Annotated in this window: 22 protein-coding genes and 1 pseudogene; 10 read left to right on the forward strand and 13 right to left on the reverse strand. The window is 70.4% G+C overall.

Features of this window, described 5'->3' with window-relative positions; genetic code table 11:
* Positions 1–815, reverse strand: an 815-nt coding sequence (locus I0C86_RS18035; RefSeq protein WP_196202410.1) for an AfsR/SARP family transcriptional regulator, incomplete at its 3' end; no start/stop codon positions are given.
* Between the two features lie 23 nt (positions 816–838).
* On the reverse strand, positions 839–1687 hold the full coding sequence (locus I0C86_RS18040; RefSeq protein WP_196202411.1) for an endonuclease/exonuclease/phosphatase family protein: 849 nt from the start codon (positions 1685–1687) through the stop codon (positions 839–841).
* A 296-nt stretch (positions 1688–1983) separates the two neighbouring features.
* Between I0C86_RS18040 and I0C86_RS18045 the strand changes: the two genes are divergently transcribed.
* Positions 1984–2190 (forward strand): hypothetical protein, encoded by a 207-nt coding sequence (locus I0C86_RS18045; RefSeq protein WP_196202412.1) that lies wholly within the window; start codon positions 1984–1986, stop codon positions 2188–2190.
* Between the two features lie 139 nt (positions 2191–2329).
* Positions 2330–2539 carry a hypothetical protein gene (locus I0C86_RS18050; RefSeq protein ID WP_196202413.1) on the forward strand — a complete coding sequence of 70 codons (210 nt, stop codon included), beginning with the start codon at positions 2330–2332 and terminating at the stop codon, positions 2537–2539.
* 64 nt (positions 2540–2603) lie between these two features.
* Here the strand turns inward: I0C86_RS18050 and I0C86_RS18055 are convergent, their stop codons facing one another.
* Positions 2604–5432, reverse strand: a complete 2829-nt coding sequence (locus tag I0C86_RS18055; protein ID WP_196202414.1) for an AfsR/SARP family transcriptional regulator — start codon at positions 5430–5432, stop codon at positions 2604–2606.
* 501 nt (positions 5433–5933) lie between these two features.
* Between I0C86_RS18055 and I0C86_RS18060 the strand changes: the two genes are divergently transcribed.
* From I0C86_RS18060 to I0C86_RS18080, 5 genes are all read left to right on the forward strand, one after another.
* Complete coding sequence (locus I0C86_RS18060; RefSeq protein WP_196202415.1) at positions 5934–6446, forward strand: DUF6328 family protein; 513 nt, start codon at positions 5934–5936, stop codon at positions 6444–6446.
* A 515-nt stretch (positions 6447–6961) separates the two neighbouring features.
* Positions 6962–7120 carry a hypothetical protein gene (locus tag I0C86_RS18065; protein WP_196202416.1) on the forward strand — a complete coding sequence of 53 codons (159 nt, stop codon included), beginning with the start codon at positions 6962–6964 and terminating at the stop codon, positions 7118–7120.
* Positions 7117–7698 carry an RNA polymerase sigma factor gene (locus I0C86_RS18070; protein ID WP_196202417.1) on the forward strand — a complete coding sequence of 194 codons (582 nt, stop codon included), beginning with the start codon at positions 7117–7119 and terminating at the stop codon, positions 7696–7698. The genes I0C86_RS18065 and I0C86_RS18070 overlap by 4 nt, the downstream gene beginning before the upstream one ends.
* Positions 7695–9581 carry an EAL domain-containing protein gene (locus I0C86_RS18075; RefSeq protein WP_196202418.1) on the forward strand — a complete coding sequence of 629 codons (1887 nt, stop codon included), beginning with the start codon at positions 7695–7697 and terminating at the stop codon, positions 9579–9581. Before I0C86_RS18070 ends, I0C86_RS18075 begins: the two co-directional genes overlap by 4 nt.
* A gap of 238 nt (positions 9582–9819) precedes the next feature.
* Positions 9820–10563, forward strand: coding sequence for a hypothetical protein (locus I0C86_RS18080; RefSeq protein ID WP_196202419.1), 744 nt, complete (start codon positions 9820–9822; stop codon positions 10561–10563).
* Between the two features lie 58 nt (positions 10564–10621).
* Here the strand turns inward: I0C86_RS18080 and I0C86_RS18085 are convergent, their stop codons facing one another.
* Positions 10622–11257 carry a TetR/AcrR family transcriptional regulator gene (locus tag I0C86_RS18085; RefSeq protein WP_196202420.1) on the reverse strand — a complete coding sequence of 212 codons (636 nt, stop codon included), beginning with the start codon at positions 11255–11257 and terminating at the stop codon, positions 10622–10624.
* Between the two features lie 155 nt (positions 11258–11412).
* Between I0C86_RS18085 and I0C86_RS18090 the strand changes: the two genes are divergently transcribed.
* Positions 11413–12516 (forward strand): aldo/keto reductase, encoded by a 1104-nt coding sequence (locus tag I0C86_RS18090; RefSeq protein WP_196202421.1) that lies wholly within the window; start codon positions 11413–11415, stop codon positions 12514–12516.
* 162 nt (positions 12517–12678) lie between these two features.
* Here the strand turns inward: I0C86_RS18090 and I0C86_RS18095 are convergent, their stop codons facing one another.
* The 3 genes from I0C86_RS18095 to I0C86_RS18105 form a co-directional block, all read right to left on the reverse strand.
* Positions 12679–13641, reverse strand: a complete 963-nt coding sequence (locus tag I0C86_RS18095) for a threonine ammonia-lyase (RefSeq protein WP_196202422.1) — start codon at positions 13639–13641, stop codon at positions 12679–12681.
* 112 nt (positions 13642–13753) lie between these two features.
* Entirely contained in the window at positions 13754–13942 is a 189-nt protein-coding gene (locus I0C86_RS18100) for a DUF397 domain-containing protein (protein ID WP_196202423.1), read from the reverse strand.
* Complete coding sequence (locus I0C86_RS18105; protein ID WP_196202424.1) at positions 13933–14778, reverse strand: helix-turn-helix domain-containing protein; 846 nt, start codon at positions 14776–14778, stop codon at positions 13933–13935. The genes I0C86_RS18100 and I0C86_RS18105 overlap by 10 nt, the downstream gene beginning before the upstream one ends.
* 318 nt (positions 14779–15096) lie before the next feature.
* Here I0C86_RS18105 and I0C86_RS18110 point away from each other — a divergent pair, with 318 nt between their 5' ends.
* Positions 15097–17118: an acyl-CoA dehydrogenase family protein gene (locus I0C86_RS18110; protein WP_196202425.1), complete on the forward strand. Its 2022-nt coding sequence runs from the start codon at positions 15097–15099 to the stop codon at positions 17116–17118.
* Between the two features lie 16 nt (positions 17119–17134).
* On the opposite strand, the gene I0C86_RS18115 is transcribed toward I0C86_RS18110, so the two are convergent.
* From I0C86_RS18115 to I0C86_RS18140, 6 genes are all read right to left on the reverse strand, one after another.
* Positions 17135–18082, reverse strand: coding sequence for an aldo/keto reductase (locus tag I0C86_RS18115; RefSeq protein WP_196202426.1), 948 nt, complete (start codon positions 18080–18082; stop codon positions 17135–17137).
* A complete protein-coding gene (locus I0C86_RS18120) occupies positions 18079–18693 on the reverse strand; it encodes a hypothetical protein (protein ID WP_196202427.1) in 615 nt (204 codons plus the stop codon). The genes I0C86_RS18115 and I0C86_RS18120 overlap by 4 nt, the downstream gene beginning before the upstream one ends.
* A gap of 121 nt (positions 18694–18814) precedes the next feature.
* On the reverse strand, positions 18815–19855 hold the full coding sequence (locus I0C86_RS18125; RefSeq protein WP_196202428.1) for a hypothetical protein: 1041 nt from the start codon (positions 19853–19855) through the stop codon (positions 18815–18817).
* Positions 19856–20245: 390 nt separating this feature from the next.
* Complete coding sequence (locus I0C86_RS18130; RefSeq protein ID WP_196202429.1) at positions 20246–20710, reverse strand: hypothetical protein; 465 nt, start codon at positions 20708–20710, stop codon at positions 20246–20248.
* Positions 20685–21365, reverse strand: a complete 681-nt coding sequence (locus I0C86_RS18135; RefSeq protein WP_230394347.1) for an RNA polymerase sigma factor — start codon at positions 21363–21365, stop codon at positions 20685–20687. The genes I0C86_RS18130 and I0C86_RS18135 overlap by 26 nt, the downstream gene beginning before the upstream one ends.
* Positions 21358–22626 carry a S8 family peptidase gene (locus I0C86_RS18140; RefSeq protein WP_230394348.1) on the reverse strand — a complete coding sequence of 423 codons (1269 nt, stop codon included), beginning with the start codon at positions 22624–22626 and terminating at the stop codon, positions 21358–21360. The genes I0C86_RS18135 and I0C86_RS18140 overlap by 8 nt, the downstream gene beginning before the upstream one ends.
* Before the next feature lie 238 nt (positions 22627–22864).
* On the opposite strand from I0C86_RS18140, the pseudogene I0C86_RS18145 reads away from it, so the two are divergent.
* Positions 22865–23704: pseudogene (locus I0C86_RS18145) on the forward strand (CHAT domain-containing protein); the annotation flags it as partial.

Below are 23704 nucleotides of genomic sequence, written 5' to 3' on the forward strand. Positions count from 1 at the left end.
ATCTCGACGGGTTCCCGGATCTCCGGTGGAGCTGGTGGGGAGGCCATCCGGACCCGTGCCCGGGCCAGCTCCGGATCCCGACGGAGGATCGCCTGTTGGATGTCCCGCAACTCGTGCCCCGGTTCGAGGCCGAGCCGGTCCACCAGGAGCGAGCGGGCCGCCGAGTGCGCGGCGAGCGCCCCGGCGGTGTCTCCGCTGGCGTAGAGCGCCCGGATCAGCTGCGCCCAGGCCCGCTCGCGAAGTGGCTCGTCCGCCACCAGTATCCGTAGATCGGCGATCACCTCGGCGAGCTGCCCGAGCGCGAGGCGTGCCTCGGCGAGATCCTCCCGGGTGGTCATCCGCTGCTCGACCAGGACGAGTAGGCGGTTTTCCAGCGCTTTTCCCGGGGACGCGCCGTCACCGACGGGTCCCCGCCAGAGGGCCAGTGCGGCGTCGAACGCGCGAGCGGCGCCGGAGAACTCGCCCTGCGCCATCGCGTTCCGCCCGTACCTCGTCAGGCTGTCGAACTCGGTGAGGTCGACGTACGCGGCGGGCGCCACCAACTGGTAGCCGTTGCCGCAGGTGACGATCTGGACCTCGTCCGGGTGGGCGATCTGTTGCCGGAGCGACATGACGTAGCCGCGGATGTTGGACGTCGCCGACACCGGAGGCTGCACGTCCCAGAGGGCATCCCTGAGCCACTCCAGGCTCACCGGCCGGTTGAGGTGCAGGAGCAGCGACAACAGCAGCAGGCGTCGCTTCGCGCCCGCGACGGTGAGGGGCCGGCCGTGGTGGTGGACCTCCAGCGGGCCGAGCAGGCGGAATTCGTAGGACATCGCACCCCTTCGGGTCCGGCGGATCAGGGGGCGACGACCGCGCCGACCAGCGCCCGATGGTCCGAGGCGCGGTTGCAGACGGGCGCGGGTGACGCTCCCGTCCGGAGGCCCCGGATCCAGACATAGTCGATCTTGATCGTCGGTTGCCGGGCGCAGTTCGCCGGATCGTTGGCGACTGTGTAATGGGTGTCCGGGTGCGGGTTCACGAACCCGGCGGTCGGGAACGACCGCAGGGCCGGTTCCGTGGGGCGGGCGTTCAGATCGCCCAGGACGACGGCGTACGCCGACTGGGCGCCGACCTGCGCGAGATGCGGCATCTGACAGATCGCGTCGCCTCCGGTACCCAGATGGGTGTTCAGCACCCGGACGTCCACGGTGCCGAGTCGAATCGTCACCGCCTGGTAGGCCCGCTCCTCCGGATCGTTGTCACAGCCGACCCCGTCCCGGGGGAAGGGCGTATTGGTCCAGGCCCGTGGGCTCAGGTCCGTCCGGACGAAGAGTGCCTGGCCGTACCCGGCCAGGCATCCCCAGGCGAAGTCCTGCGCGACCCCGAAGCCGGAACTCCACGCGCTGCCGGTACTCGCCTCCAGGCTGGCCTCGATGTCGTCCACCTGGTACTCGCAGACCTCCTGGAGGCCGACCACGCCGACGTTCTGGGAGGCGATGTGGGCGGCCCACGCCGGTGCCCCGGCGTCCATGGCGCCGCCGGCGATGTTCCAGGTCATCACCTGGACCACGGCGCCGTCCAGGGCGGCCGGACCGGGCTCGGATACGGCCAGCGCCGGATCGGCGGACGTCGTCAGTAGTGCGGCGAGCACGAGGCCGACACCGGCACGGGCACCGAGCCGTCGGCTTCGGATACTGCTTCTCATCCACTCTCCCCTTTCGCGCGGCATGTCCGCGAGTCAGGATCGACCGTCGCGGTACACGGGCGGTTCACCGGCGGTCAACCGCCGGACCGGATAGCGGTTCTCCGCTCGGAAACGCCGAGCGTGCGGGGATATACCAAACTGAAACCGGCGATGTGCGCGGCTGCCCTTTCATATCTTCCGGTCCATGTCGGCGGACCGTTCCCGTGAACCGACGGATATACCCAGGCTGTATTTCCGGTGCATGTTCCCTGCCTAGCGTCGACTACCAGCAACCACCCGACGAAGGAGGCAACGAAGTGCAACTCCTCAGGTACGCCAGCGAGCGGCTGGTCCGTCTCGCCATGCCCGCCGCCGAGGTCGACGCCGCAGCGGCGGGCTGCGTGTACGAGTACTCACACTGCAGGCCGTGCGCGTTGTGGATCGACGAACTCGTGTACGACGAGATCTGCAACGGCAGGTGGACGCGGAAGGTCGGCGCTGGCTGTATGACCTGCTCCGTCTGAACTCCGGACGCGGCGAATAGGGAAATCGGGCCACCGTCCGGTTACCCCGCTGGAGGCGCCGCATATATCCCGGCTGCATCTCCGGCGTACATGCGGTGCCTAGCGTGGACAGCAGTCAAGTAATCGAGGAAGGGGAAAGATGATGGTCAACCTCATCACGTCCGTGGGTGAACGGCTCGTCCGGCTGGTGGTTCCGGTGGCCGACGCGGATGCCGCGGCCGCCTGTTACAGCCAGTACTCCCACTGCGGTCAGTGCCAGTTCTGGCAGAACGAGATCATCTACGACCGGATCTGCAACGGGGTGTTCCAGTACCGCTACGGTGCCGGCTGCGGCACCTGCGCCGCCTGACGGAACTGCCCGAGAGGGAGGACCGGCCGGCTCCCGGCAGTACCCGGGGCCGGCCGGGCCGCTGTCACTGGGACGCGGTGACCAGCTCGGCGCACTCGGTCCGCAGGGCGGCCTTGACCCGCACGTTGCTGGAGGCTTCGGCGAGCGAGCTGGCCTCCTGGGCGTACCGCAGCGCCGTGTCGGTACAGCCGAGCAGCCGCCACGCCTGAACCAATGCGGTGAGCGCGCGGGCTTCGCCGTCCTGGTACCCGGCCCTGCGGGCCCGTTCGATGCTGCGTTCCAGCGCGACTATCGCCTCCGGAAGGCGTCCCTGTCTGATGTAGGTCGACCCCGACTCGACCAGCACGGCACTGGCGACGTAGTCGTCACGGGCCTGTTCGCTCCACGCGAGCGCCCGGTTGAGAAGCCCCGCCGCCTCGTCGGACCGGCCGAGCCTGTTGTACGCCACACCGAGGCAGAGCAGGGCGTACGCCTCACCGATCTCCGCGTCGATCGCCCGCGCCAGTGCGAGTTGGCGCTCCAGGAACGGGATGGCCTCCTCCGGCTGGGACCGGATCAGGTGGGCGTTGCCGAGATTGCCGAGGGCGCGCTGCTCGCCGAACGAGTCCCCGATCTCCCGGCAGATCGCCAGGCCGGCTTCGTGGCGGCGCATCCCCTCCGCCAGTTTCCCGGTCGACAGAAGGGCGCAACCGAGGCTGTCGTGCGCGTTCGCCTCGGATCGGCGGTCGCCCAGCCGCCTCGTGGCCTGGATGGTCTCCTCCAGCAGACCGATGGCGTTCTGGGGATATCGCGCGTGAAGGAAGAACCAGTGCAGGCTGAGGGCGATGCCCACGCCGAGGCGGGCGTGTTCGACCGGGCCAGGTAGTGCCTGGCGGGCGGCGGAGACGAGGTTGTTGCGTTCGCGTTCGAGCCATTCGCGGGCCTGGTCCGGGCCCGACGGTGGCGGCACTGCCGTCTCCACCTCGACCGGGTAGTGGGTACGGCGTGGGTAGGCCAGGGTGGCGCACTGGCGGGCGGCGCTGAGGAGGTGGCGGAAGCCCCGGGTGAGGGCTGCGTCGACCTCGTCCCGGCCGGACCGCTCGGCGGCGACTTCGGCCGCGAAGAGGCGGACGAGGTCGTGCAGGTAGTAGCGGCCGGGTTCGGCCGCCTCGACCAGGTGCGCGTCGACCAGGTGTTCGACGACCTGTCCCGCCTCCACGACGGAGGTGTCGAACAGCGCCGCCGCGAGACTGAGGTCGATGCTGTTCACGCGGAGCGGTCCGAGCAGGCAGAGCGCGCGCGCCGCGGCGCGGTCGCCGGGGTCGTCGCTGCGCTGCAGGGCGGTGTAACTGACGCTCAGACTGGTGCGTACCGCGAGGTCGCCCACGGCGAGTTCGGCGAGTCGGTGCCGCTCGTCGGTGAGGCGTTCGACCATGTGCGCGACGGTCCAGGTGGGGCGGGTCTTGAGGCGCGAGCCGGCGAGCTGGAGACCCAGGGGCAGGTGGTCGCAGAGTCTGGCGAGTCGCCGGGTGGCCGCCGGGTCGCGGGCACGGTCGGAGGTGTGGATCAACCGGTCGAGCATGGCGTACGCGGCGTCCGGGTGCAGCGGCGACAGGTGCAGGTGGGTCGCGCCGTCGAGGGCGGCCAGGCTGGCCCGGCTGGTGACCAGGACGGCGGCGTCGGGGCCGGCGGGCAGGAGCGGCCGGACCTGGGTGGTACTGGCCGCGTTGTCCAGGACGACGAGGATTCGCCGGTCCGCGGTGAGCGTGCGGAAGAGGGTGGCGGCTTCGTCGAGGTCGTACGGCACGTCGCTGGCCGGTACGCCGAGGGAGCGGAGGAACCGGCCGAGGGCGTCGGTCGGGGACATGGGGGTGGCACCGGGGGTGGCGCCGTGCAGGTTGAGATAGAGCTGGCCGTCCGGAAAGCGGTGCGCGGCCAGCCTGGTGGAACGGATCGCCAGGGCCGACTTGCCGACGCCGGGCGAACCGTGGATGACGAGCAGACTGGGGCCGTTGGCGTGGGCTTCGGCGAAGTGCCGTTCCACTCGGTCGAGCTCCTCGTCACGACCGACGAAGGTCGCGACGTCGAGTGGTAGCTGTCGGGGCGGAGTGGGGGCGGCCTTGGCCGCAGTGACGACGACGGGTTCGGCGGTCTGGCTGAGGGCCGGGTCGGTGGCGAGGATACGGCGGTGCAGTGCCTGCACCGACGGGCTCGGTTCCACGCCGATATCGTCGATCAGACGGCGGCGCAGGCGCTGGTAGGCGGCGAGGGCCTCGGCCTGCCGGCCGTCGCGGTACAGCGCCAGCATCAACTGCTCCCAGAGGTGCTCCCGCAGGGGGTACCGGAGGACCCAGGTCTGCAACTCGCCCACGACCTCGGCATGTCGGCCCGACCGTACGCGCACGTCGAACAGTTCCTCCACGACGGTGAGTCGCTGCTCCTCCAGGTGTGTGACAGTCGCGGCGATGGCCTGCGTGGGGCTGGGAACGTCCGCGAACGCCGATCCGCGCCACAGCGCCAGGGACTCCTCGAAGTGAACTCCTGCGAGCTGGTCGTCACCCTGCTCCCGTGCGGCCCGGCCCGCGCCGGCCAGCCGTTCGAACACCAGCATGTCCAGTCGGTCCGGCGGTACCTTGATCGAATAGCCGTGCGGGTCGGTACTGATCGTCGCCGAGGCCGGGTCCGCCGGTGCCAGTACCCGCCGCAACGCCCAGATGTACGTCTTGAGGTTCGCCCGTGCCGATCGGACCGGCCGGACTTCCCACAGGGAGTCCACCAGACTCTCGACCGACACCACGGAGTTGGCGTTGGCGAGCAGTACGGTCAGCAGCAGTCGCAGTTTCGGTCGACCGATTTCGAGTGTTTCGCCCGTATCGGTCGTAACGGACAGCGGCCCGAGTACGCGGAACTCCATCGTCCCCTCCGATCCGCAGGTCAGCGGCTCTCCATCGCGGTGGCGGTATTCGGAACCGCGACCGGGCGAGGCTGGCGGTCTGGCGGCGCATTCCAGGTCGACCGCCGTGATCCGGACGGCATTTGTTGATCATGTGCGGTTTCGGAATCGTATCCCGGTTCGACCTTCGTCGACCAATGTGGTAACCGTGATCAGAAACCACGGAAAAGTTCGGATTTCGGCCGCCCGACCGTGGCACCGTCGCCCGTGCGGTCCGAGTGATGCCCTGGTAGGTCCTCCTGTCCGGCGACGGGGCGGCGGGCGACGGGAGGTCGAGGGGAAGGCGCTCCCGCCGGCCGGGGTGACTGGCGGTGGAAAGCATTTGGAATAGATTCGGAACTCGGGCGTCGCCACCGAATCTCATGCAAGAAGCCTTCATGTTTCGGGTTCGTCCGGTCTGGGCAAGCTGTTCCGGACCTTGGGCCGGATAGAGGTCCTTGACCGGAAGGCGAGGTGGCCCAGGTGGCCGTGGAGACCGAGAAGCAGCGTTGGCAGCGGAACTTCGCCGACCTGTTGCAGGAGTTGCGGGTGGCGCAGACGGGGGTGCAGATCCTCTTCGCGTTCCTGCTCACCCTGCCGTTCAGCAACGGCTTCCCGAAGACCACGGAATTCCAGAAGGACACCTACGTCGTCGCGCTGCTCGCCGCCGCGGCGGCCACGGCACTGATCATCTCGCCGGTCGCGTTCCACCGGGCGCTGTTCCGGCAGGGGCGCAAGCCCGAGCTGGTTCGGTACGCGCACAGCATGGCAACCGGCGGGCTGGCGTTCATGCTGATCTCGATGGTCAGCTCGGTGCTGCTGATCACGGATTTCATCCTGCCCCGCCCGGTGGCGTTCGTCCTCAGTGGGCTGACCGGGGTGTGGTTCCTGACGTTCTGGGCCGCCCTGCCGTTCTCGCGCCGCAACTGGGCCGACGGCGAGGATGACGAGGACGACGAGGCTGTTCCGGACCGTGACGCTTCGCCGCGGTCCTGATGTGAGCGCTAAAATACTCTCTGTAATCCATACTGGACAGTAGTCATGTTCCTATGATCGGCTTGTCTACGATGTCCGATCAACCGAAGTCGCCCAGCTAGACAACGCTTTTTTGATCATCGCCATCTTCGCCTCAGCGGGTCGCCCCCTACACCGACGCCCTTGACGGAGAGTTATACGCGGCACGGTAACTACGGATGGCGAGAGGCGAGGATGGCAGATTTGCTGGGGGGGCTGTCGACCGGGAGTTCGGTGACAGCGGCCATGGCGGGCCTGGTCGGGGGATTAGGGCTCGGAGGTTTGCTGCGTGGTTACATCCGACACCGGACGCGGATGCAATCGGAGCGGGAATGGTCGGCGCGGACCCAGGCCCGGACCACGGGTCTGATCCGGCTTGCCGGCGGCGCGCAGGCGGACGTACGGATCGACGAGCGGGACCGCGACGGACACCGCATTGTCGAACTCCGTGGGCCACAACCGCACGGTTCCCGTCGAACAGACGGGAGCAGGGCGGCATGAGCGAGTGTAGCGAGCGAATCGGTTGGCTCAGTTCGCAGACTCATGACGACGCCGAGCACAGCGAGGTGGCGGGCATGAGCGAGTGTTGCGAGCGAATCGGTTGGCTCAGTTCGCAGACTCATGACGACGCCGAGCACAGCGAGGTGGCGGCATGAGGAGTGGGGACAATGCGATGGTGCGGGCCGAGTCGGCCGCCCGGTTGGGGGACCGGGGGCAGGCGGAGCCGGATCTGAGTTTCGAGGAGTTCTGCCAGCAGAACATCGTCCAGGTCGAACGCTTCCTGTCGAGTCAGTGCGCGGACCGCGGACTGGTCGAGGATGCCGTACAGGAAGCCTTCATCACGGCCCGGGACAAGTGGGAGCAGATCCGCGACTTCGAGAAGCCGCTGGCCTGGATGTACAAGACCGCGCGGTACAAGCTGCTGGTTCTGCGGCGGCGCTACCGCCAGGACGTGGTGCTGGGCCTGGACGAGGTGCCGCCGGAACGCCTCGCCGAGCCGGCCGACTCCGCGGAGGCGCGGGAGCTGCTGCGTAGCTGGTTGCCGCAGTTGCCGCCGCGTCAGGCAGAGGTCTTCACGATGGCCTTCGAGGGCTGGTCCGATCTGGAGATCGCCCAGGTGCTGGGCATCGCCTACAACACGGTGCGCGCCTACCGGCAGGAGGCTCGGCGCCGGTTGAAGGAACTCGCGCAGCAGGCGGGATTCGACGCGCCCGCCGGAAGGGGGCGGGGATGAACCTGGACGACATCCTCGCGATGGCCTCGGACCAGACGCTCAGCCAGTTGGAACGGGCCCGGGCCCGTCGGGCCACCCGTCGGGTCCAGCAGGAGTACCAACGCGCGGTCTCCGCGGGGCGGGAGCTGATCGACGACATCGACGTACGGGATCCGCTCGCGGCGGACGTCGACGAGGCGGCGCGGATCAGCCGGGCGGCCCAGATCGCCAAGCTCGGCACCCTCACCTGGGTGCGGGCCAGCGAGGAGCTGACCTGGTCGGACGAGATGTCGCTGATCTTCGGCTATCCGCCCGGTACGACGCGACCCTCGATCAGGCTGCTGACCCGGCTGATCCATCCCGACGACGCCGACGAGGTACGCCGGACCGTCGAGGCCGCGTGGCGGGAGCGGACGGTGAAGGAGACCACGTTCCGGGTGGTGCGCCCGGATCGGGTCACCAGGTACGTGCACTGTCACGTCGAGTTCGTCGTCGACGGGGACAACCATCCGTACGGCATCGTCGTCACCGGACAGGACATCACCGAGGTCGAGTTGGCCCGGCAGGAGCGGGTCCGGCTGGCTCGGCGTCGGGAGACCGTGCAGACCGAACTGGCCGGGCGTGATCCGGCCACCGGCCTGCTCAGCCGGCAGCGGTTCGCCGACGAGATCGACACCGCGCGGCGGGGCGGCTCCGGCGTACTGCTGGTGGTGGCCGTCGAGCCGGCGGTCGGTGCCAGCACGGACGACCAGGACCGGCTCGCCTCGGCGGTGGCCACGGTCGTCCGTCGGGCCGCCCGGCGTGCGGACGTCTGCGGTCGTACCGGTTCGGGGGAATTCGGTGTGCTGATGCACCGGACGACGCTCGACTCCGCCACCGCGCTGGCGAGGACCATTGTGGAGGGCATCCGGAACCAACCCTTCGTGGTCGGCCAGGCCCGACTGCGGCTCGACGCGGCCGGCGGCTTGGTCCGGTACCAGGGCCGGGACGAGACCCGGGGGATCGACCTGCTCGTCGACGCGGAGACGGCCTGGCGGCAGGCCAGGGATTCGGGTGTGCCGTGCGTGGCACTGGAGCAGCCGGCACCCGCCGACGAGCGCCGGGAGATCTGCCGGAACCGAGTTCGGGCGTACCTCGCCGACGACCGGCTGACCCTCTACACCCAGCCGATCCTGGACATGAGGCTCAACCAGATCACCCGGCAGGAGATCCTGCTCCGGCTGGTGGACGACGGCGGCAAGGCCTACTCGGCGTCGAGTTTGCTCGGCGACGCGGAGCGGATCGACGAGGTGCTGCCGATCGACCGATGGGTCATCGACCGGACAATGGAACTGATCGCGCGGGGCGCGCACACCTCGCACTACCAGGTGAACCTGTCCAGCCGGTCGCTCGGTGACCCGCACCTGCTCGAACACGTCCAGGGCAGTCTTCTGCACTACGACGTCGATCCCGGCCAGCTCACGTTCGAGATCACCGAGACGGCACGGATCGCGAACCTGACCGAGGCGCACAACTTCGCGCACGGGATCCGGGAGATCGGCTGCCAACTCGCCCTCGACGACTTCGGGTCGGGATATGTCCCGTTCGCCTTCCTCACCTACTTCCCGGTGGATCTGGTGAAGGTGGGCGGCGAGTTCATCTCCGGTATCCAGGACTCGGCGGCGAACCGGACCATCGTGCGGTCGATCGTCGACATGTGCCGGGCACTCGGCATCCGTACCGCCGCCGAGCACGTCGAGGACCAGGTGACGATGAACCTGCTCCGCGACTACGGAGTGGACTTCGCCCAGGGATACCTGGTCGGCAAGCCGAAGCCGGTGAACACTCCGCACCGCCCGGCGACCGCCCCGGCGGAAGCCGACTACACCGACCCGGAGCGAGCATTGCGAGTCGCTACGGGATAGCCCGGGGGGCCGGGGGAACGGACCGGCTGGGCGAAAGCCGCTTCTCGGCTCGGAGGGCCCGCAAGGGCCGGAACCGAGCGGGCGGCGAGTAGCCCGGCCGGTCCGCCGGGCACCGACCCCGGCACCGACCAGCCCGGCACCGACCAGCCCGGCACCGACCAGCCCGGCACCGACCAGCCCGGCCGAGAGCATTCCCACGGCAGGCAACCTCGCCATCCGCTGGCGCCGTCGTAGTGGCGTGACGAGTCGAACAGAGCCGCAGCCGGCGCCGTCGGTGCTGCCGCTGCCGCCGCCGTCGTCGGCCGGCAGGTTGGCGCGGACCCGGCTCAGGGCCACGGCGATCCTGCTACTGGCCGTGTCGGGAATCGCCACGTCGAGCGCCGGATGCGGTCCGGGCCGGGCTCCAGGATCTGCGGGTACGACAGCAGCGTCCGTTCCCGCGGAGCGGACCGGATCCGCCGGACCGGGCCTGCTCGACGCGGCTCTGCTGCCGCCCACCTGGCTCGGCAGCGGCTGGCGGGAGGGCCCGACCCCGCCGGAGAAACCGCCCTGGCCGTGGTTGCAGGCCGACTGCCCCGGGTACCGGAACGAGGACTATCCCGCACAGGGGCACCGGCGGGACGCGGTGCAGCGCCGCTTCCAGCAGGGGCAGACGAACCTGATCGCGACGCATGTCGTCGAGGCGTACGAGCCCGGCTGGGCGGCGCGGGCCGTCACGGATGTGCGACGGGTCGTCGAGACCTGCCCGGAGTATCCGATTCTGGGTGGAGCCCTCTCGTTCGCCGTTGTCGGGGCGGACTTCCCGGCCGAGGACACGCTGCTCGTCCGAGGTCGGATCGAGTCCTCCGGGGCACCGGACAGGGTCATGCTCTTCGTGACCGTACGCCGTGGGGATCTGCTCTCCACGCTGAGTTTTCCGGAGCCGGCGGACGAGCGGGCGGCGTACGCGGCGGCGGCGAAGCTGGGCGATCTCCTTGGCTAGGGGGGTGGCCAGGTACGTGCTGACCGAGCTGCGCCGCGTACCGGGATCGGCTGCGGCGTCATCCTGAGCTGCCCACGGACGGGACCGGTGGGTCGAGTCGCCGGCTGGCCCGGAGGTTGCCGATGCCGACGTCGAGCGCGGCCTCCAGGTGGGTGATCCGGCCGGTCGCGAGCATCACCACGACACCGCCCTGGATGCCCGCGAGCAGGGCGGCGGCGGCCTGGTCGGCGTCGAGTCGGGGGTCGACCTCGCCGATCGTCTGCATGTGCCGGACTCCCGCGCTGATCTCCGCCTGCCAGGTGCGGAGCAGTTCGGTGACCACCGCCTGGGCGCCGGGGGTGGCGCGGCCGAGGTGTGCGACGAGGCCGCTCAGGGGGCAGTCCATTCCCTGGCCGAGGTAGCGGGCGACGACCCGGTCCCGCCAGGCCGACCAGGCCGGCCAGGAGGTGAGGTCACCGAGTTGTGGCTGCTGGTCGGTGAGTACCCGGTCGGCCTCGTACCGGGCGACCGCGAGGAGCAGTTCGTCCTTGCCGTCCGGGAAGTAGTGGAAGAGCTGGCTCTTGCTGGTGCTGGTCCGGGCCCGTACGTCGTCGAGCGTGGTGGCCGCGATACCGCGCTCGCGGACCTCCGCCGCCGCCCCCTCGATGATCCGTTGCCGGGTCGCGGCCCCCTTATGGGTTAATGTCCGGTTCATGCCGCCCCGCTCCGCTGGACTATTCGGTCCATTCTATCGCTCGCCCATCCGAGAACTTTGGACTTGCCGGTCCATTTATTGCGACGCAGGGTTGGGGACCGGTGGCCCACTTCCGGGGCCGACCACACGCTCAGCCTTCTGCGAGGGAGCACTTCATGAACGACTATTACCTGCTCGGCCGGTCGGGACTTCGGGTGAGCCGGCTGGCGTTGGGCACGATGAACTTCGGCACCGCCGGCTTCCACGCCGCGTACGGCAGGACCGAGGCGGAGGCCGAGCCCGTCTTCCGGGGCTATCTGGAGGCGGGCGGCAACTTCGTCGACACGGCGGACTTCTACACGGCGGGGGAGAGCGAACGCATCCTCGGCCGGTTGATCGCGTCCGCCGGAGTGCGGGACAAGATCGTGTTGACCAGCAAGTTCACCAACAGCATCGACCCGGCCGACCCGAACGCCAGCGGCAACGGCCGCAAGCACGTCATCCGGGCGCTGGACGCGACCCTCCGCCGGCTCGGCACCGACTACCTCGACCTGTACCTGCTGCACACCTGGGACCGGATCACCCCGGTCGAGGAGGTCGTGCGTACCTTCGACGACCTGGTACGCGCCGGCAAGATCCGGTACGCCGGCCTCTCCGACGTCCCCGCCTGGTACGCCGCCCGCGCACAGAGCCTCGCCGAGGCGCACTCGGGCACTCCGCTGATCAGCCTCCAGTTGCCGTACTCGCTGATCGCCCGGGGGATCGAGCCGGAGTTCGTACCGATGGCCCAGTCCCTGGGGTTGGGGTTGACCGCGTGGAGCCCGATCGGTGGCGGGCTGCTCACCGGCAAGTACCGGCGGACCGGCGACGGCGTGGCCGGCGAGGGCCGGCTCGGTGCGCCGGGCGGGCACCAGCGGCCGATCGGCGAGCAGGAGTGGCGGGTGATCGACGCGCTGGAGGGCGTGGCCGCCGAACTGGGCCGGAGCATGGCCCAGGTGGCGATCAACTGGGTGGCCACCCAGCCCGGGGTCGGGTCGGCGATCATCGGGGCGAGCAGTTCCGAGCAGTTGGCGGGCAACATGGCCGCGCTCGACTTCGAGATCCCGTCGGATGCGCGCCGCCGGCTCGACGAGGCCAGCGCCGCACCACTGACCGGGCCGTACACGATGTTCACGCCCGAGTACCAGTCCTGGATCGTCAGCCCCGGCCTCGGGATCGGCGACAAGCCGGCCGGCTACGCCCCGCCGGTGTGGAACGGTGCCGCCCAGCCGGTCACCTGATCCCCGCTCCGGTGTCGGCTCGGCTATCGGGTCGGTAGCCGAGCCGGCGTCCGGGTCAAGATGGCCGATGAGCCGGCGGCGTCCACGGTTCCACGGTTCCCCGGCTCACCGGCCTCTTGCTGGCTCACCGGCCTCTTGCTGGCTCACCGGCCTCTTGCTGGCTCACCGGCGGACCCACCGGTGGTAGGCATCAAGGTCGACGTTGCTGCCGCAGATGACGGTGACCACGTGGCGGCCGGCGAAGCGGTCGGGGTCTTCCAGGACGGCCGCGATGCCGAGGGCCGCTGAGGGTTCGACGACCAGGCCAGCGTGCTCCAGGAGCATCCGCATGCCCTCGATGATCGACGCTTCACGGACCAGGACCGCATCGTCGGCCACCTGCAAGAGGTCGTTCAGGACCGCCGGGATGGGGTACCGGCCGGCGACGCCGTCGGCGATGGTGTCGGTCGAGTCGGTGGTGATGACCCGGCGCTCGTGCCAGGAGCGGGTCATCGCGGGTGCGCCCAGCGGCTGTACGCAGATCACCTGGACGTCTGGCGACAGGGTCTTCAGGACGTAGCCGACACCGGTGGCCATCGCGCCGCCGCCCAGGGCGATCAGGACGGTGTCCAAGGAGGAATCCGCGCTCGCCAGTTCCAGGCCGATGGTCGCCGCACCCTCGCAGGTCTCGATGTCCCGGCTGTCCTCGATCAGCCGGACGCGGCGCTGTTGCGCGATACTCGCAGCCCGTTCGCGGGCCTGCTCGAAGTCGCCGTCGACCAACTCCAGCGCCGCACCCAGCGCGCGGATCCGACCGAGCTTGGCGGCGGGTGCCCTGCGTGACGCCACGACCGTCACGTCGAGGCCGCGGCGGTGACCTGACCAACCGAGTGCCTGGCCGAGGTTGCCAGCGCTGGCGCACACTGCGGCTGTGCGGCCCTGGCCGGTCAGCAGGCTGGCGACAAGCTCGGTGCCCCGGCCCTTGAAGCTGCGTACCGGGTTCGCCGTCTCGAGTTTGATACTCACCGTGCAGCCGAGTCGGCGTCCGAGCGCGTCACACTGGTACAGCGGGGTATCCAGAAAGATCGGGTCGATCACGCGGCGGGCCGCGCGAATCCGGTCAAGGTCGAGGCGCGTGGTGAGCATGACCAGCGAACGTACCGCAGAGCGGCGTCGCCTTGACTGCCAATCTCACGGGATGCTTCCGTGTCACGTCCCGGACCGCCTTTCGCGGCACCTCGTCAGACGCGCCTGCGGCTCAGTGGGTGCTGACGGTGTGGACGAAGGCGCGCCAGGCCGTGGGGTCGAAGGTGAGGATCGGGCCCTCACGGTCCTTGCTGTCGCGGACGTGTACGGCGTCGGAGAGGTTGTCGGCCACCTCGACGCAGGTGTCACCGCCGTTGGAGGAGCGGGTGGAGGTGCGCCACTGGGCGTCGCTCAGGTCCATGTCTTCGCCGCTTCCTTGAGCAGGTCGAGGGAGTGCTGGCGCGGCAGCGCCTCGCTGCGGACGCACTCCCACGCCTCCTGCAGGCTATCAATCTCGTCGGGCAGCGTGACGATCTGACCACGGAGCAGATTGTCCAGATAGCCGAGCCAGCCGTTGCCCTCCTGCGCGGCCAGCACGAACGGCCCGGCCAGCCCGGCGTACATGCCGATGCCGGCCGGCCCGACCAGCAGGTCGACGTTCGGCAGCTCGGCCATCGCGACCAGGTGGTCGAGCTGCTCCCGCATGATCGCCCGAGTTCCGATCAACCGGCCCAGCACGGTGGCGTCCAGCACCGCGAAGAGCTGCACCGGCAGCTCCCGAGTGAGGATGGCCTGCCGCTCCAGCCGGACGGCCACCCGGCGGTCGATCTCCTGCTCGGTGAGCCGGCTGCCGGCGGCGATCACCGTCCGGGCGTACGCCTCGGTCTGCAACAGTCCCGGCACCAGGTTCGGTTGGAACGTCCGTAGTATCCGGGCGTTCCGTTCGGCCTCCCGCCACGAGCGGAACCACTGCCCGTCCCGGGTGGCGACCCGGAGCAGCTCCATGAAGAGGCCGCCGGTGTCGAGTTCGCGGTCCGCCAGGGTCAGGTAGCGGGCGTCCAGCGGGCGGGTGCCGGTCTCCACCGCGCTCACCAGCGAACCGGAGAAGTTGATCCGCCTGCCGAACTGGTCCTGGGACAGGCCGGCAGCGACCCGCATCCGGCGGAGCTGCGCCCGGATGAACTCGATCAGCGGGGCCTCGACCGGTCGCTCGCCCCGTTGGTCGTCGCGAGCCCGGCCATCCTGTTCGTCCACCATCCCCCCTCGCCGCCCGGCACCGTTCCGTCGGCGCCGGTAGCTACCTTGGTCGATTCCTGGACGCACCGTAGTGGCTCCGGCTCGGACAGTGAAGGCCCCGGGCGCCATCCGTGGCGAGATCCAGGACCTCTGTGGAATGCGTCCACGCAATGACGCGCACGGGGGATGGCCGGACGCCGACGGCATAACTCGTGCTACCGGCGGGTAACAAATCGGCGTAGCGTTGTCCGCACGGACATCAGGAGCGTTAGGAAGGGCCCCTTCTACAACAGAAAACGATAAGAAGGGGCCCTTCCTTACATCCCCGAGGAGGTTGCCGTGACCACGACGGAGCACAGTACGTCGGCGGCGGACGGGTCGGACGGCTCGGCCGGGCCGGAGGGCTCGGCCGGGTCGGGCGGCTCGGACGGAGTCGGGCCGCTGCCGAAGGAGGCCGGGCAGGTCACCGAGCGGGAGGCCCGGCAGGTTGCCGAGGCGGCCCGGGAGGTCGAGTGGGGCAAGCCGAGCTTCGGCAAGGAACTCTTCCTCGGCCGGTTCCGGCTGGACCTGATCGACCCGTGGCCACAGCCCGACCCGGAGCGGGCCGCCAGGGCGGAGGAGTACCTCGACCGGCTCGGGGCGTACGTGCGGACCGAAGTGGACGGTGCGGCGATCGAACGCGACGCGCACATCCCGGACGAGGTGTTCCAGGGGCTCGCCCGGCTCGGCGCCTTCGGGATGAAGATCGACGAGAAGTACGGCGGTCTCGGCCTGTCGAACCTGCACTACTGCCGGGCGTTGATGCTGGCCGGCTCGGTCAACCCGTCGATCGGGGCGCTGCTGTCGGCGCACCAGTCGATCGGGGTGCCGCAGCCGCTGAAGATGTTCGGCACCGACGAGCAGAAGCAGCGTTACCTGCCCCGGCTGGCCGCCGGTGAGGTGTCGGCGTTCCTGCTCACCGAGCCCGACGTCGGTTCCGACCCGGCCCGGCTGGGCACCACCGCCGAGCCGACCGAGGACGGCACCGGCTACCGGCTGAACGGCGTGAAGCTGTGGGCCACCAACGGCACGGTGGCGAACCTGCTGGTGGTGATGGCCCGGGTGCCGAAGGCGGAGGGCCGGCGCGGCGGGATCACCGCGTTCGTGGTCGAGGCCGACTCGCCGGGGATCACCGTCGAGCGGCGCAACGCCTTCCTCGGACTGCGCGGACTGGAGAACAGCCTGACCCGCTTCTCCGACGTGCTCGTACCGGCCGAGAACGTGATCGGCGGCGAGGGGCGCGGCCTGAAGATCGCCCTGACCACGTTGAACACCGGACGGCTCTCACTGCCGGCGATGTGTGTCGGCGCCGGCAAGTGGTCGCTGAACGTGGCCCGGGAGTGGGCCGCCGACCGGGTCCAGTGGGGTCGGCCGGTCGGCGAGCACGAGGCGGTGGCCAGCAAGCTCGCCTTCATCGCCGCCACCACCTACGGCATGGAGACCATGCTCGACCTCTGCTGCCTGCTCGCCGACGACGACACCAACGACATCCGGATCGAGGCGGCACTGGTCAAGCTTTACGCCAGCGAGATGGCCTGGCAGATCGCCGACGAACTGATCCAGATCCGGGGCGGGCGCGGCTACGAGACAGCCGATTCGCTGGCCGCCCGGGGCGAGCGGCCGGCCGCCGTCGAGCAGATCCTGCGCGACCTGCGGATCAACCGGATCTTCGAGGGCTCCACCGAGATCATGCATCTGCTCATCGCCCGGGAGGCGGTCGACGCCCACCTGTCGGTGGCCGGCGACATCATCGACCCGGAGGCCGAGCTGGGCCGCAAGGTCCGGGCCGGCGCGAAGGCGGGTGCGTTCTACGCGAGGTGGCTGCCGTCGCTCGCGGTCGGTCGCGGCCAGAACCCGAGCGGGTACGCCGAGTACGGTCCCCTCGCCGGCCACCTGCGGCATGTCGAGCGGTCATCCCGGAAACTGGCCCGGTCGACGTTCCTGGCGATGTCCCGGTGGCAGGGGAAGCTGGAGCGCAAGCAGGGCTTCCTCGGCCGGATCGTCGACATCGGCGCGGAGCTGTTCGCGATGTCGGCGGTCTGCGTACGGGCCCACGCCGAACGGGAGACCCGGCCAGAGGGCGTCGAACTGGCCGACCTGTTCTGCCGGCAGGCCCGGGTACGGATCGCCGCACTGTTCCGGGCCCTGTGGGAGAACACCGACTCCGTCGACGCGGCGGCGGCGAAGCGGATCCTCGCCGGCCGGTACGCGTTCCTGGAGCAGGGGGTGATCACCCCGGCCGACGACCACCCGTGGGTGGCGCCCTGGCAGCCGGGTCCCTCGACCGCGCAGGACGTACGCCGTCGTATCCCGCCGGCCTGAGCCTGCGACCAGCCGGTCAGCCGTGCCAGAACTCCTTCGGCGCGGCGAGTGGAGCCAGCGTCTCCCACAGTTCCCCGGGGATGTCCCAGGTGGCCAGCCGGGCGGTCGCGGCGATCCGTTCCGGGCGGGAGACGCCGACGATGGTCGAGGTGATCCGGGGGTCGCGGGTCGAGAACTGTAGCGCCGCCGCCGCGAGCGGTACGTCGTGCGCGGCGCACGCCTCCTCCATCGCCCGGATCCGGCGCAGCACCTCCTCGTCGGCCGTCCGGTAGGCGTACTTGCTGGTGGCGGCGGTGCCCTTGACCAGGATGCCGCCGCCGAAGGGTGCGCCGTTGACCACGCCGACGCCGAGCGAGACGGCCTCGTCGAGCAGGTCTCCGGCCGACTGCTCCACCAGGGTCCAGCGGTTGTGCGTGATCAGCGCCGTGAAGACACCGGTACGCAGGTACCGCGCCATCAGGTCCACCGGGCCGCCGGCCACGCCGAGCTGCCCGATGACGCCCTCGCGTTGCAGGGCCAGCAACGCCTCGACCGGTCCACCCGGTGCCATCCCCTCCTCGAAGCTGATGTGCTCCGGATCGTGCAGGTAGACCAGCGGCAGCCGGTCCAGGCCCAGCCGTTCGAGGCTGCCCTCGGCCGACCGGCGGACCTGCGCGCCGGAGAAGTCGCCGGTCTCGAAGTTCCGGTCCACCTTGGTGGCGAGCACGAAGCCGTCCGGTACACCACCGATCCGGGCCAGGGCGGCACCGATCCGCCGTTCGCTCGCCCCGTCGCTGTAGCCGGCGGCGGTGTCGAGGAAGTTGAACGGGCCGGTGAACGCGGCGACGGCGGTCTCGGTGCCGCGTTCGGCGCTGACGTCGTACCCGAAGAGGCCCGGCATGCTGCCCAGCGGGCCGCCGCCGACGCAGACCGGCGTGACCAGCAGGCCGGTCGCGCCGAGCGGGCGGCGCGGAAAATCGGTCATCGGCCCATTCTCCCCGGTCCCAGGCCGAGAGCCCGCAGTTCCAGCGCGGCGAGGGCTTCGACCACCGCGTCGTCGCCGCGCCGCCACGCCTGCGCGACATCCGGGTCGATCCGGGTCAGCTTGCGCAGCGGCTGGGTGGCCAGCGCCCGCAGCGCGAGCAGGTCCCGGCCGGCGGGCGCGGCCCGCAGCGTCCGGGCGGCGCCGGCCCGGCGCATCCAACGCAGCCGCAGCGGCAGCCAGCCGAGCAGTACCAGTCCCAGGGGAAAGACCAGCAGGGCCAGCGACAGGGCGAGTGCCAGGTCGCCGACCAGGGCCTGCTGGTCCCGGCCGGCGTCGGCCATCGCGCGGGCGGCGTCGGCGGCCTGTTCGAACGGGGCGGTCAGCTCGTCCCCGACCACCGGTACCCGGTCGAGCTTGCTTCCGGCGTCGGCGAGATTGTCCGCCAGCCCGCCGCTGGCGCTCTCCAACTTCTGCCCGGGTACGGCGAGTTTCTGGATCAGGTCGTACAGCGCCAGCGCGGCCCGGATCCACAGGTAGATCCAGGCGATCACGAACAGGTCGGTGAGGAGTTGACGGGCGGCGGTCGGAATACGATCGGCGTAGATCCTCATGCCGGTCAGAGTGCCACGCGCCGCTGCGTCGTGCCGAGCGCGAAAGTGGCCGGGCGGCGCGATGCCGGTGGGCCGGCGGACGGGCAGTCACTCCCCGTCCTCCGGCCCACCGTCCCCCTCGTCAGCCGCGGCCGGGCACGATGGTGTAGTCCACCCCGCCCACCACGAACTTCTCCCCGAGTTCGCGAGCCGGCCCGACCTGCAACACCTGGAGCACGTACGGCTTCTGCTTGGCATCGCCGGCCGCGAAGCTCAACTGAAGGACCGGACGCTCATCCGGATTGATCAGCAGGTCCTTGATCTGTGCCCGACTCGGGTCCACCTCGAGCTGGTTCCGGCCGACCACCCGGACGCCCTCACCGCCCCGGCCCGCCTTCACCCACCGCTCGAACAGCTCCGGGCCGAGGTCGACGACGACCTTCACCCCCGGGACGACCTGGTCCGCCGGCCGGAACACGAGGTCGAAGTTGGCCGGTACCGGAAGCGCGTTCGCCAGCGCGTACGGCCGGACCACGGGCGGCCCACCCGGTGTGGCCGGAACGGTGTTGGCGTTCTTCCAGACGAGGTTGTTGTTGTACTGCGTGTTGATGGACGTCGACGTGCCCTCGAAGTTCATCGGATCCGTGTCCGAGTCCCACCGGAGCAGGAGGCAGAAGTGGCCGATGGAGGGCACGTTGGGCCACTCGATGGAGGTGACCGTCTCACCGGCCGCGACCGGCAGGGTCTTCGTGCCGATCGGGGTCCAGTGCGCCGGCCAGTTCGCCCCGCCACCCGAGGTGGTGTAGTACGCGCGCAGGGTGCCGGTGCTGGTGCCCTGCCCGTACGGGCCCGGGTTCCGGAGCTTGGCGAAGATGTAGCTCGTCGACCCGACGACCGGATTCGTGCTGGCCGCACACTCGGTCGCGGTGGGGCAGATCTTGACGTCCGGGCTGTTGAAGAAGGACGAATAGATCGCACCGTGCGGCTCGTACCCGACGTCGGACGCGGTGTCCTTCATGTAGACATCGGTACGCGCGGACACCGCCGCGGCCGTGTCCGACCCGGTGCCGACGGCGCCGCCCATGGCGGCGCCACTGGTGGAGACCGTCAGCAGGGTCGCCAGCGTCGCGCCGAACAGCAGTATGACGGCTCGTTGCAGGCGTGGACCAGTGGTGGTGGTCATGGCAGGTTCTTCTCCTCAGGTACTGGGCGTCGAATGGCGAGGAGCGCTCTCGCTAAGCCGGCGAAAGAACTGTATGTCAATGACTGGCAGCAATGGAATAGGCGGAAAATTCGATTGCCGCGCGTGCCCACATTTGCCGGGGAGGGGGTAATTCTCGAATGCGATGGAATATGAACGGAGAAAATGCGCGACTATTTGTATCAACGGAGCCCGGTCGTCCTCCTGTACACCCACGCGTTTCCGGGCCTACGGAAGGGCAGGTCGCGATGCCCGGAAAGTGGGGTACCGACGGGCCTCCTCGACCGGTGCACGGTCGAGGGCGCTGGTCGGCCGGCGTGGCGAAATGGAGATGCGGATGCGGATGCGGAGGTGGGAGCGGCGGGCCGCGATCTACCGGAGCGAGACCCAGGCGGTCGCCACCGCGTACTCCGGGGTCCGCGCGTGCAGTTGGACCGGACCGGACGGGGGCGGACCCAGCGAGAAGAAGCCCACCGGATCCACCGCCACCTCCTCGTACGGGCCGTGCCCGGTACGGGCGACGACCCGGCCACCCCGAGCCGGCGAGAGCTGGCCGACGATGCCGTTCCCGGTCACCTCGATCGCGACGACGACCGGGCCGGCGTGGAACGCGAGAGTACGGGTGGAGCCGGCGGACCGGGTGAGCCCGGCGGGCTCGGCGTCGCACGCCGAGTCGAAGGTCAGCTCCGCGATGGCCAGCTCGGAGTCGATCGTCCGCCAGGCGAACGCCGCGTAGGCGGCGGTCAGGAACTCCTCGGGCGGCGGCCCCGAGGCGCGCAGGGCCTCGCCCAGCTCGCTCAGCAGGACGTCGTCATCGACCGGCGGCCATGGCTCCATCGTGCTCACCTCCGCTCCCCTGAGCGCCCGAGGGCTCCCCGACGAACGGAGCCAGCGCGGGACAGTTCCGCAGCTTGTGCAGGCACCGGGCCTGCGAGGGGCCGATGCTGCCGATCGGCATGCCCAGCCGCGCCGCGATCTCCCGGTAGCTGCTCGGAGGATCGGCGACCAGCAGGGACAGCAGCTCCCGGCAGCGGGCCGGCAGCTGGCCGAAGCCGTCCCGCAGCGCCTGCTGGCGTTCCGTCCGGAGCAGGTTCTCGTCCGGCGCCGTGGAGTCCGCCAACAGGAAGACGCCGACCGTCCCCTCGACGGCGTCGTCGTACGGGTCGAACGGTTGGGTACGCCGGCCGACGCGCAGCAGCCGGTAGCACTCCCGTCGGGTGGTGGTGGCCAGCCAGCTCGCCAGCGCCGCCGGCTCGCGTACCCGACCCAGGTGCTCCACCAGGCGCAGCCAGACGGTCTGGTTCACGTCCGCCGCGTCGGTCCGGTCCAGCCGGTGCGCCCGGATCACCGACAGCACCAGCGGGGTGTAGCGGCGGACCAGCTCGGCCCAGGCCAGCTCGTCGCCGCCCGCGGCAGCGGAGACCAGGCCGACCAGGGTCGGGTCCGCTGTCCGGACGCCCTCGGCCGGGCCGTCGCCGGGATTGTCAGTCAACGAGTACGCCATAGTCGGGGTGCCACTGCGGGTTGCCGAGCATGACCTGTCGGGCCTGTTCGGCGTCGAGGCCGCCGGCGCTCATCAGGGCGGCCAGCCGGCCCGAGACGTGTGCTGCCGCGAACGAGGTGCCGGCCCAGTCGGCGAACCCGGAGAACAGCCGGGCGGGCCGGCCGGGCAGCAGCAGCCGACCGTCGACGTACGTGCTGGTCCGTTCGCCGACGGTGCACGCGTTCACCCAGGATCCGAAGGCGCTGTACGAGGCGGGCACGATGCCCGCCGATCCTCGGCTGACCGCCGCCACCGCCAGTACGTCCGGCAGCGCCGCCGGCCAGGTCGGCCGGCTGGTGCCGGTGTTGCCGGCGGCCGCCACGACGACGCGGCCCTGCGGTCGGCCGGCCAGGAGATTGACCAGCGGCAGCGGCGGCGCGTCGTCCTGGGTGACACCGCCCAGCGACAGGTTGACGACCGACACCTCCGGGGCGAGCCCGGTCAGCGCCGCCACCAGCATCTCCTCGTCACCGATGCCGGTGGGATCCAGCGCCTGCTCCGGGTCGAACCGCACACCCGGCGCGGCCTGCCGGACCACTCCGGCGACGAAGGTGCCGTGCCCGCCCTGCAGGCCGAGCACGTCGGTGTGCAGGTACAGCGGGTCCTCGTCGTCGGCCTGTGGCAGGTAGCTGCCGCCGAGCCACTGTGGATGACGGCTGGCGGCCAGCCGCCAGACCCCGGTGTCGCAGATTCCCACCGTCACTCCGGCGCCCTCGCCGGCGTGTGCCGGATCCGGGTCGGGCAGCGCGGCGGCGGCCTGCGGCGGGCCTCCCGGGTTGCCCATGATGTTGCCGTAGCCGACCATCACGTGGTGCGGTTGCACCCCGGGGACCGGCTGGTTCGGCCACTGTCGCGGGTCGCGCAGCTTCGACACGAGGGACGGCACGTCGGTCTCCCGGTCGAAGCGCAGCCGGGTGACACCGGCGAATTCGCCGGCCCGGGTGACCTTGTGCCCGAGGCTGACCAGCCTGGCCGTCACCCGCTGGACGTCCGCGTTCGCCACCAGCAACTGCCGGGGGCGGTAGAGGAACTCCCGACCCGGTACGTCGTACCGGCGGACGTCGCGGTTGTCCGCCACCGCCTGCTGGAATGCCCGCTGGTACGCGCTGTCGTCGTCTTTGTCGGCGGCGGCGGGCGCCGCCCGCAGTCCGGCGCTCAACGGCGCCGTGCCGGCCAGCACGGACAACGCCAGAAGGCGTCGACGGGACAATCGACCGATCGGGCGCGGCGCGACGGGAGGGTCAGACGGCACCGGTCCTCCAAATGGTCGTCAGAAGTGTGGTCGACGGCAGCAGCCGACCTCTCGAACATTCCCTGGTCGCGCCAATTCTTTTCCGCAGATAGTCGATTGTCAATAATTAGTTTCCGACACGTCGGCCGGGATTCGCCCCGTTCCGCAAGACTCGTGGAGATTGACCCTAGGTCATTTATCGGGGACCCTGTCTGCCATGGGCGACGGCGTCGGTTCCGCTGGTCCCACGGCCCAGGACGCCCTCGACGCTGTGCAACGCTATCCGCGCGAGGCAGTCATGCTCGGGCGGCGGGTGCTGGCGGCCGGGCATCCCGATCCGGACGAACGGTCCACCGCCGAGCGGGCCATCGGACTGGCCCTGCGGGAACTCAACGACCTGCCGGGCGCCCTGCGGCACCTGCGCCGGGCGCTGCGGGCCGCCGAATCACCCCGGGCGGCGGCGCTGGCGAAGATGAGCCTCGGCTACGTACTCGCCAACGCCGGACGTACCTCTGCGGCGCTGGCCGCGGTCACCTCGGCGTTGCCCCGACTGACCGGCGCCGACGCCGGGCGGGCCCGGATGCAGCGGGGCGTGGTGCTGCACTACCGAGGCCAGTTCGACGAGGCGGTCCGGGACTACGGCATCGCGGTGGACATCGCACAACGCGAGGGCGACCTGCTCCTGGAGGCACGTGCCCGGAACAACCGGGGACTGCTCAACGCGCACCGGGGCGCGAGCCTGGGCGTCGACGACGACCTCGGCCCGGCCGCCGCCATCTTCCAACAGCTCGGTCTCGACCTGGCCGCCGCCGACACCCGGTGGAACATCGGCATCGCCGCGAGCCACGGCGGCGACGTACCGGGGGCGCTGCGCCGGTTCGCCGCCGTCGAGAGGGAGTACGACCGGCTCAGGGTGCCCCGACCGGCACTGCTGCTCGACCGGTTCGAACTGCTGCTCTCCGTACCACTGCTGGACGAGGCGGTCGAGGTGGCCAGCATCGCCGTACGGGAACTGCGGCGCCGTGGGATGGCCTCCGATCTCGCCGAGGCACTGCTC

Origin of the sequence: Plantactinospora alkalitolerans, from assembly GCF_015690345.1 — a bacterium.
Lineage (GTDB): Bacteria > Actinomycetota > Actinomycetes > Mycobacteriales > Micromonosporaceae > Plantactinospora > Plantactinospora alkalitolerans.

Excerpts from the sequence above, each read along its gene's own strand:
- I0C86_RS18040 (WP_196202411.1), bottom strand. The coding sequence starts at position 1,687 with ATGAGAAGCAGTATCCGAAGCCGACGGCTCGGTGCCCGTGCCGGTGTC.
- I0C86_RS18050 (WP_196202413.1), top strand. The coding sequence starts at position 2,330 with ATGATGGTCAACCTCATCACGTCCGTGGGTGAACGGCTCGTCCGGCTG.
- I0C86_RS18055 (WP_196202414.1), bottom strand. The coding sequence starts at position 5,432 with ATGGAGTTCCGCGTACTCGGGCCGCTGTCCGTTACGACCGATACGGGC.
- I0C86_RS18065 (WP_196202416.1), top strand. The coding sequence starts at position 6,962 with ATGAGCGAGTGTAGCGAGCGAATCGGTTGGCTCAGTTCGCAGACTCAT.
- I0C86_RS18070 (WP_196202417.1), top strand. The coding sequence starts at position 7,117 with ATGAGGAGTGGGGACAATGCGATGGTGCGGGCCGAGTCGGCCGCCCGG.
- I0C86_RS18075 (WP_196202418.1), top strand. The coding sequence starts at position 7,695 with ATGAACCTGGACGACATCCTCGCGATGGCCTCGGACCAGACGCTCAGC.
- I0C86_RS18085 (WP_196202420.1), bottom strand. The coding sequence starts at position 11,257 with ATGAACCGGACATTAACCCATAAGGGGGCCGCGACCCGGCAACGGATC.
- I0C86_RS18090 (WP_196202421.1), top strand. The coding sequence starts at position 11,413 with ATGAACGACTATTACCTGCTCGGCCGGTCGGGACTTCGGGTGAGCCGG.
- I0C86_RS18095 (WP_196202422.1), bottom strand. The coding sequence starts at position 13,641 with ATGCTCACCACGCGCCTCGACCTTGACCGGATTCGCGCGGCCCGCCGC.
- I0C86_RS18100 (WP_196202423.1), bottom strand. The coding sequence starts at position 13,942 with ATGGACCTGAGCGACGCCCAGTGGCGCACCTCCACCCGCTCCTCCAAC.
- I0C86_RS18105 (WP_196202424.1), bottom strand. The coding sequence starts at position 14,778 with ATGGTGGACGAACAGGATGGCCGGGCTCGCGACGACCAACGGGGCGAG.
- I0C86_RS18115 (WP_196202426.1), bottom strand. The coding sequence starts at position 18,082 with ATGACCGATTTTCCGCGCCGCCCGCTCGGCGCGACCGGCCTGCTGGTC.
- I0C86_RS18120 (WP_196202427.1), bottom strand. The coding sequence starts at position 18,693 with ATGAGGATCTACGCCGATCGTATTCCGACCGCCGCCCGTCAACTCCTC.
- I0C86_RS18125 (WP_196202428.1), bottom strand. The coding sequence starts at position 19,855 with ATGACCACCACCACTGGTCCACGCCTGCAACGAGCCGTCATACTGCTG.
- I0C86_RS18130 (WP_196202429.1), bottom strand. The coding sequence starts at position 20,710 with ATGGAGCCATGGCCGCCGGTCGATGACGACGTCCTGCTGAGCGAGCTG.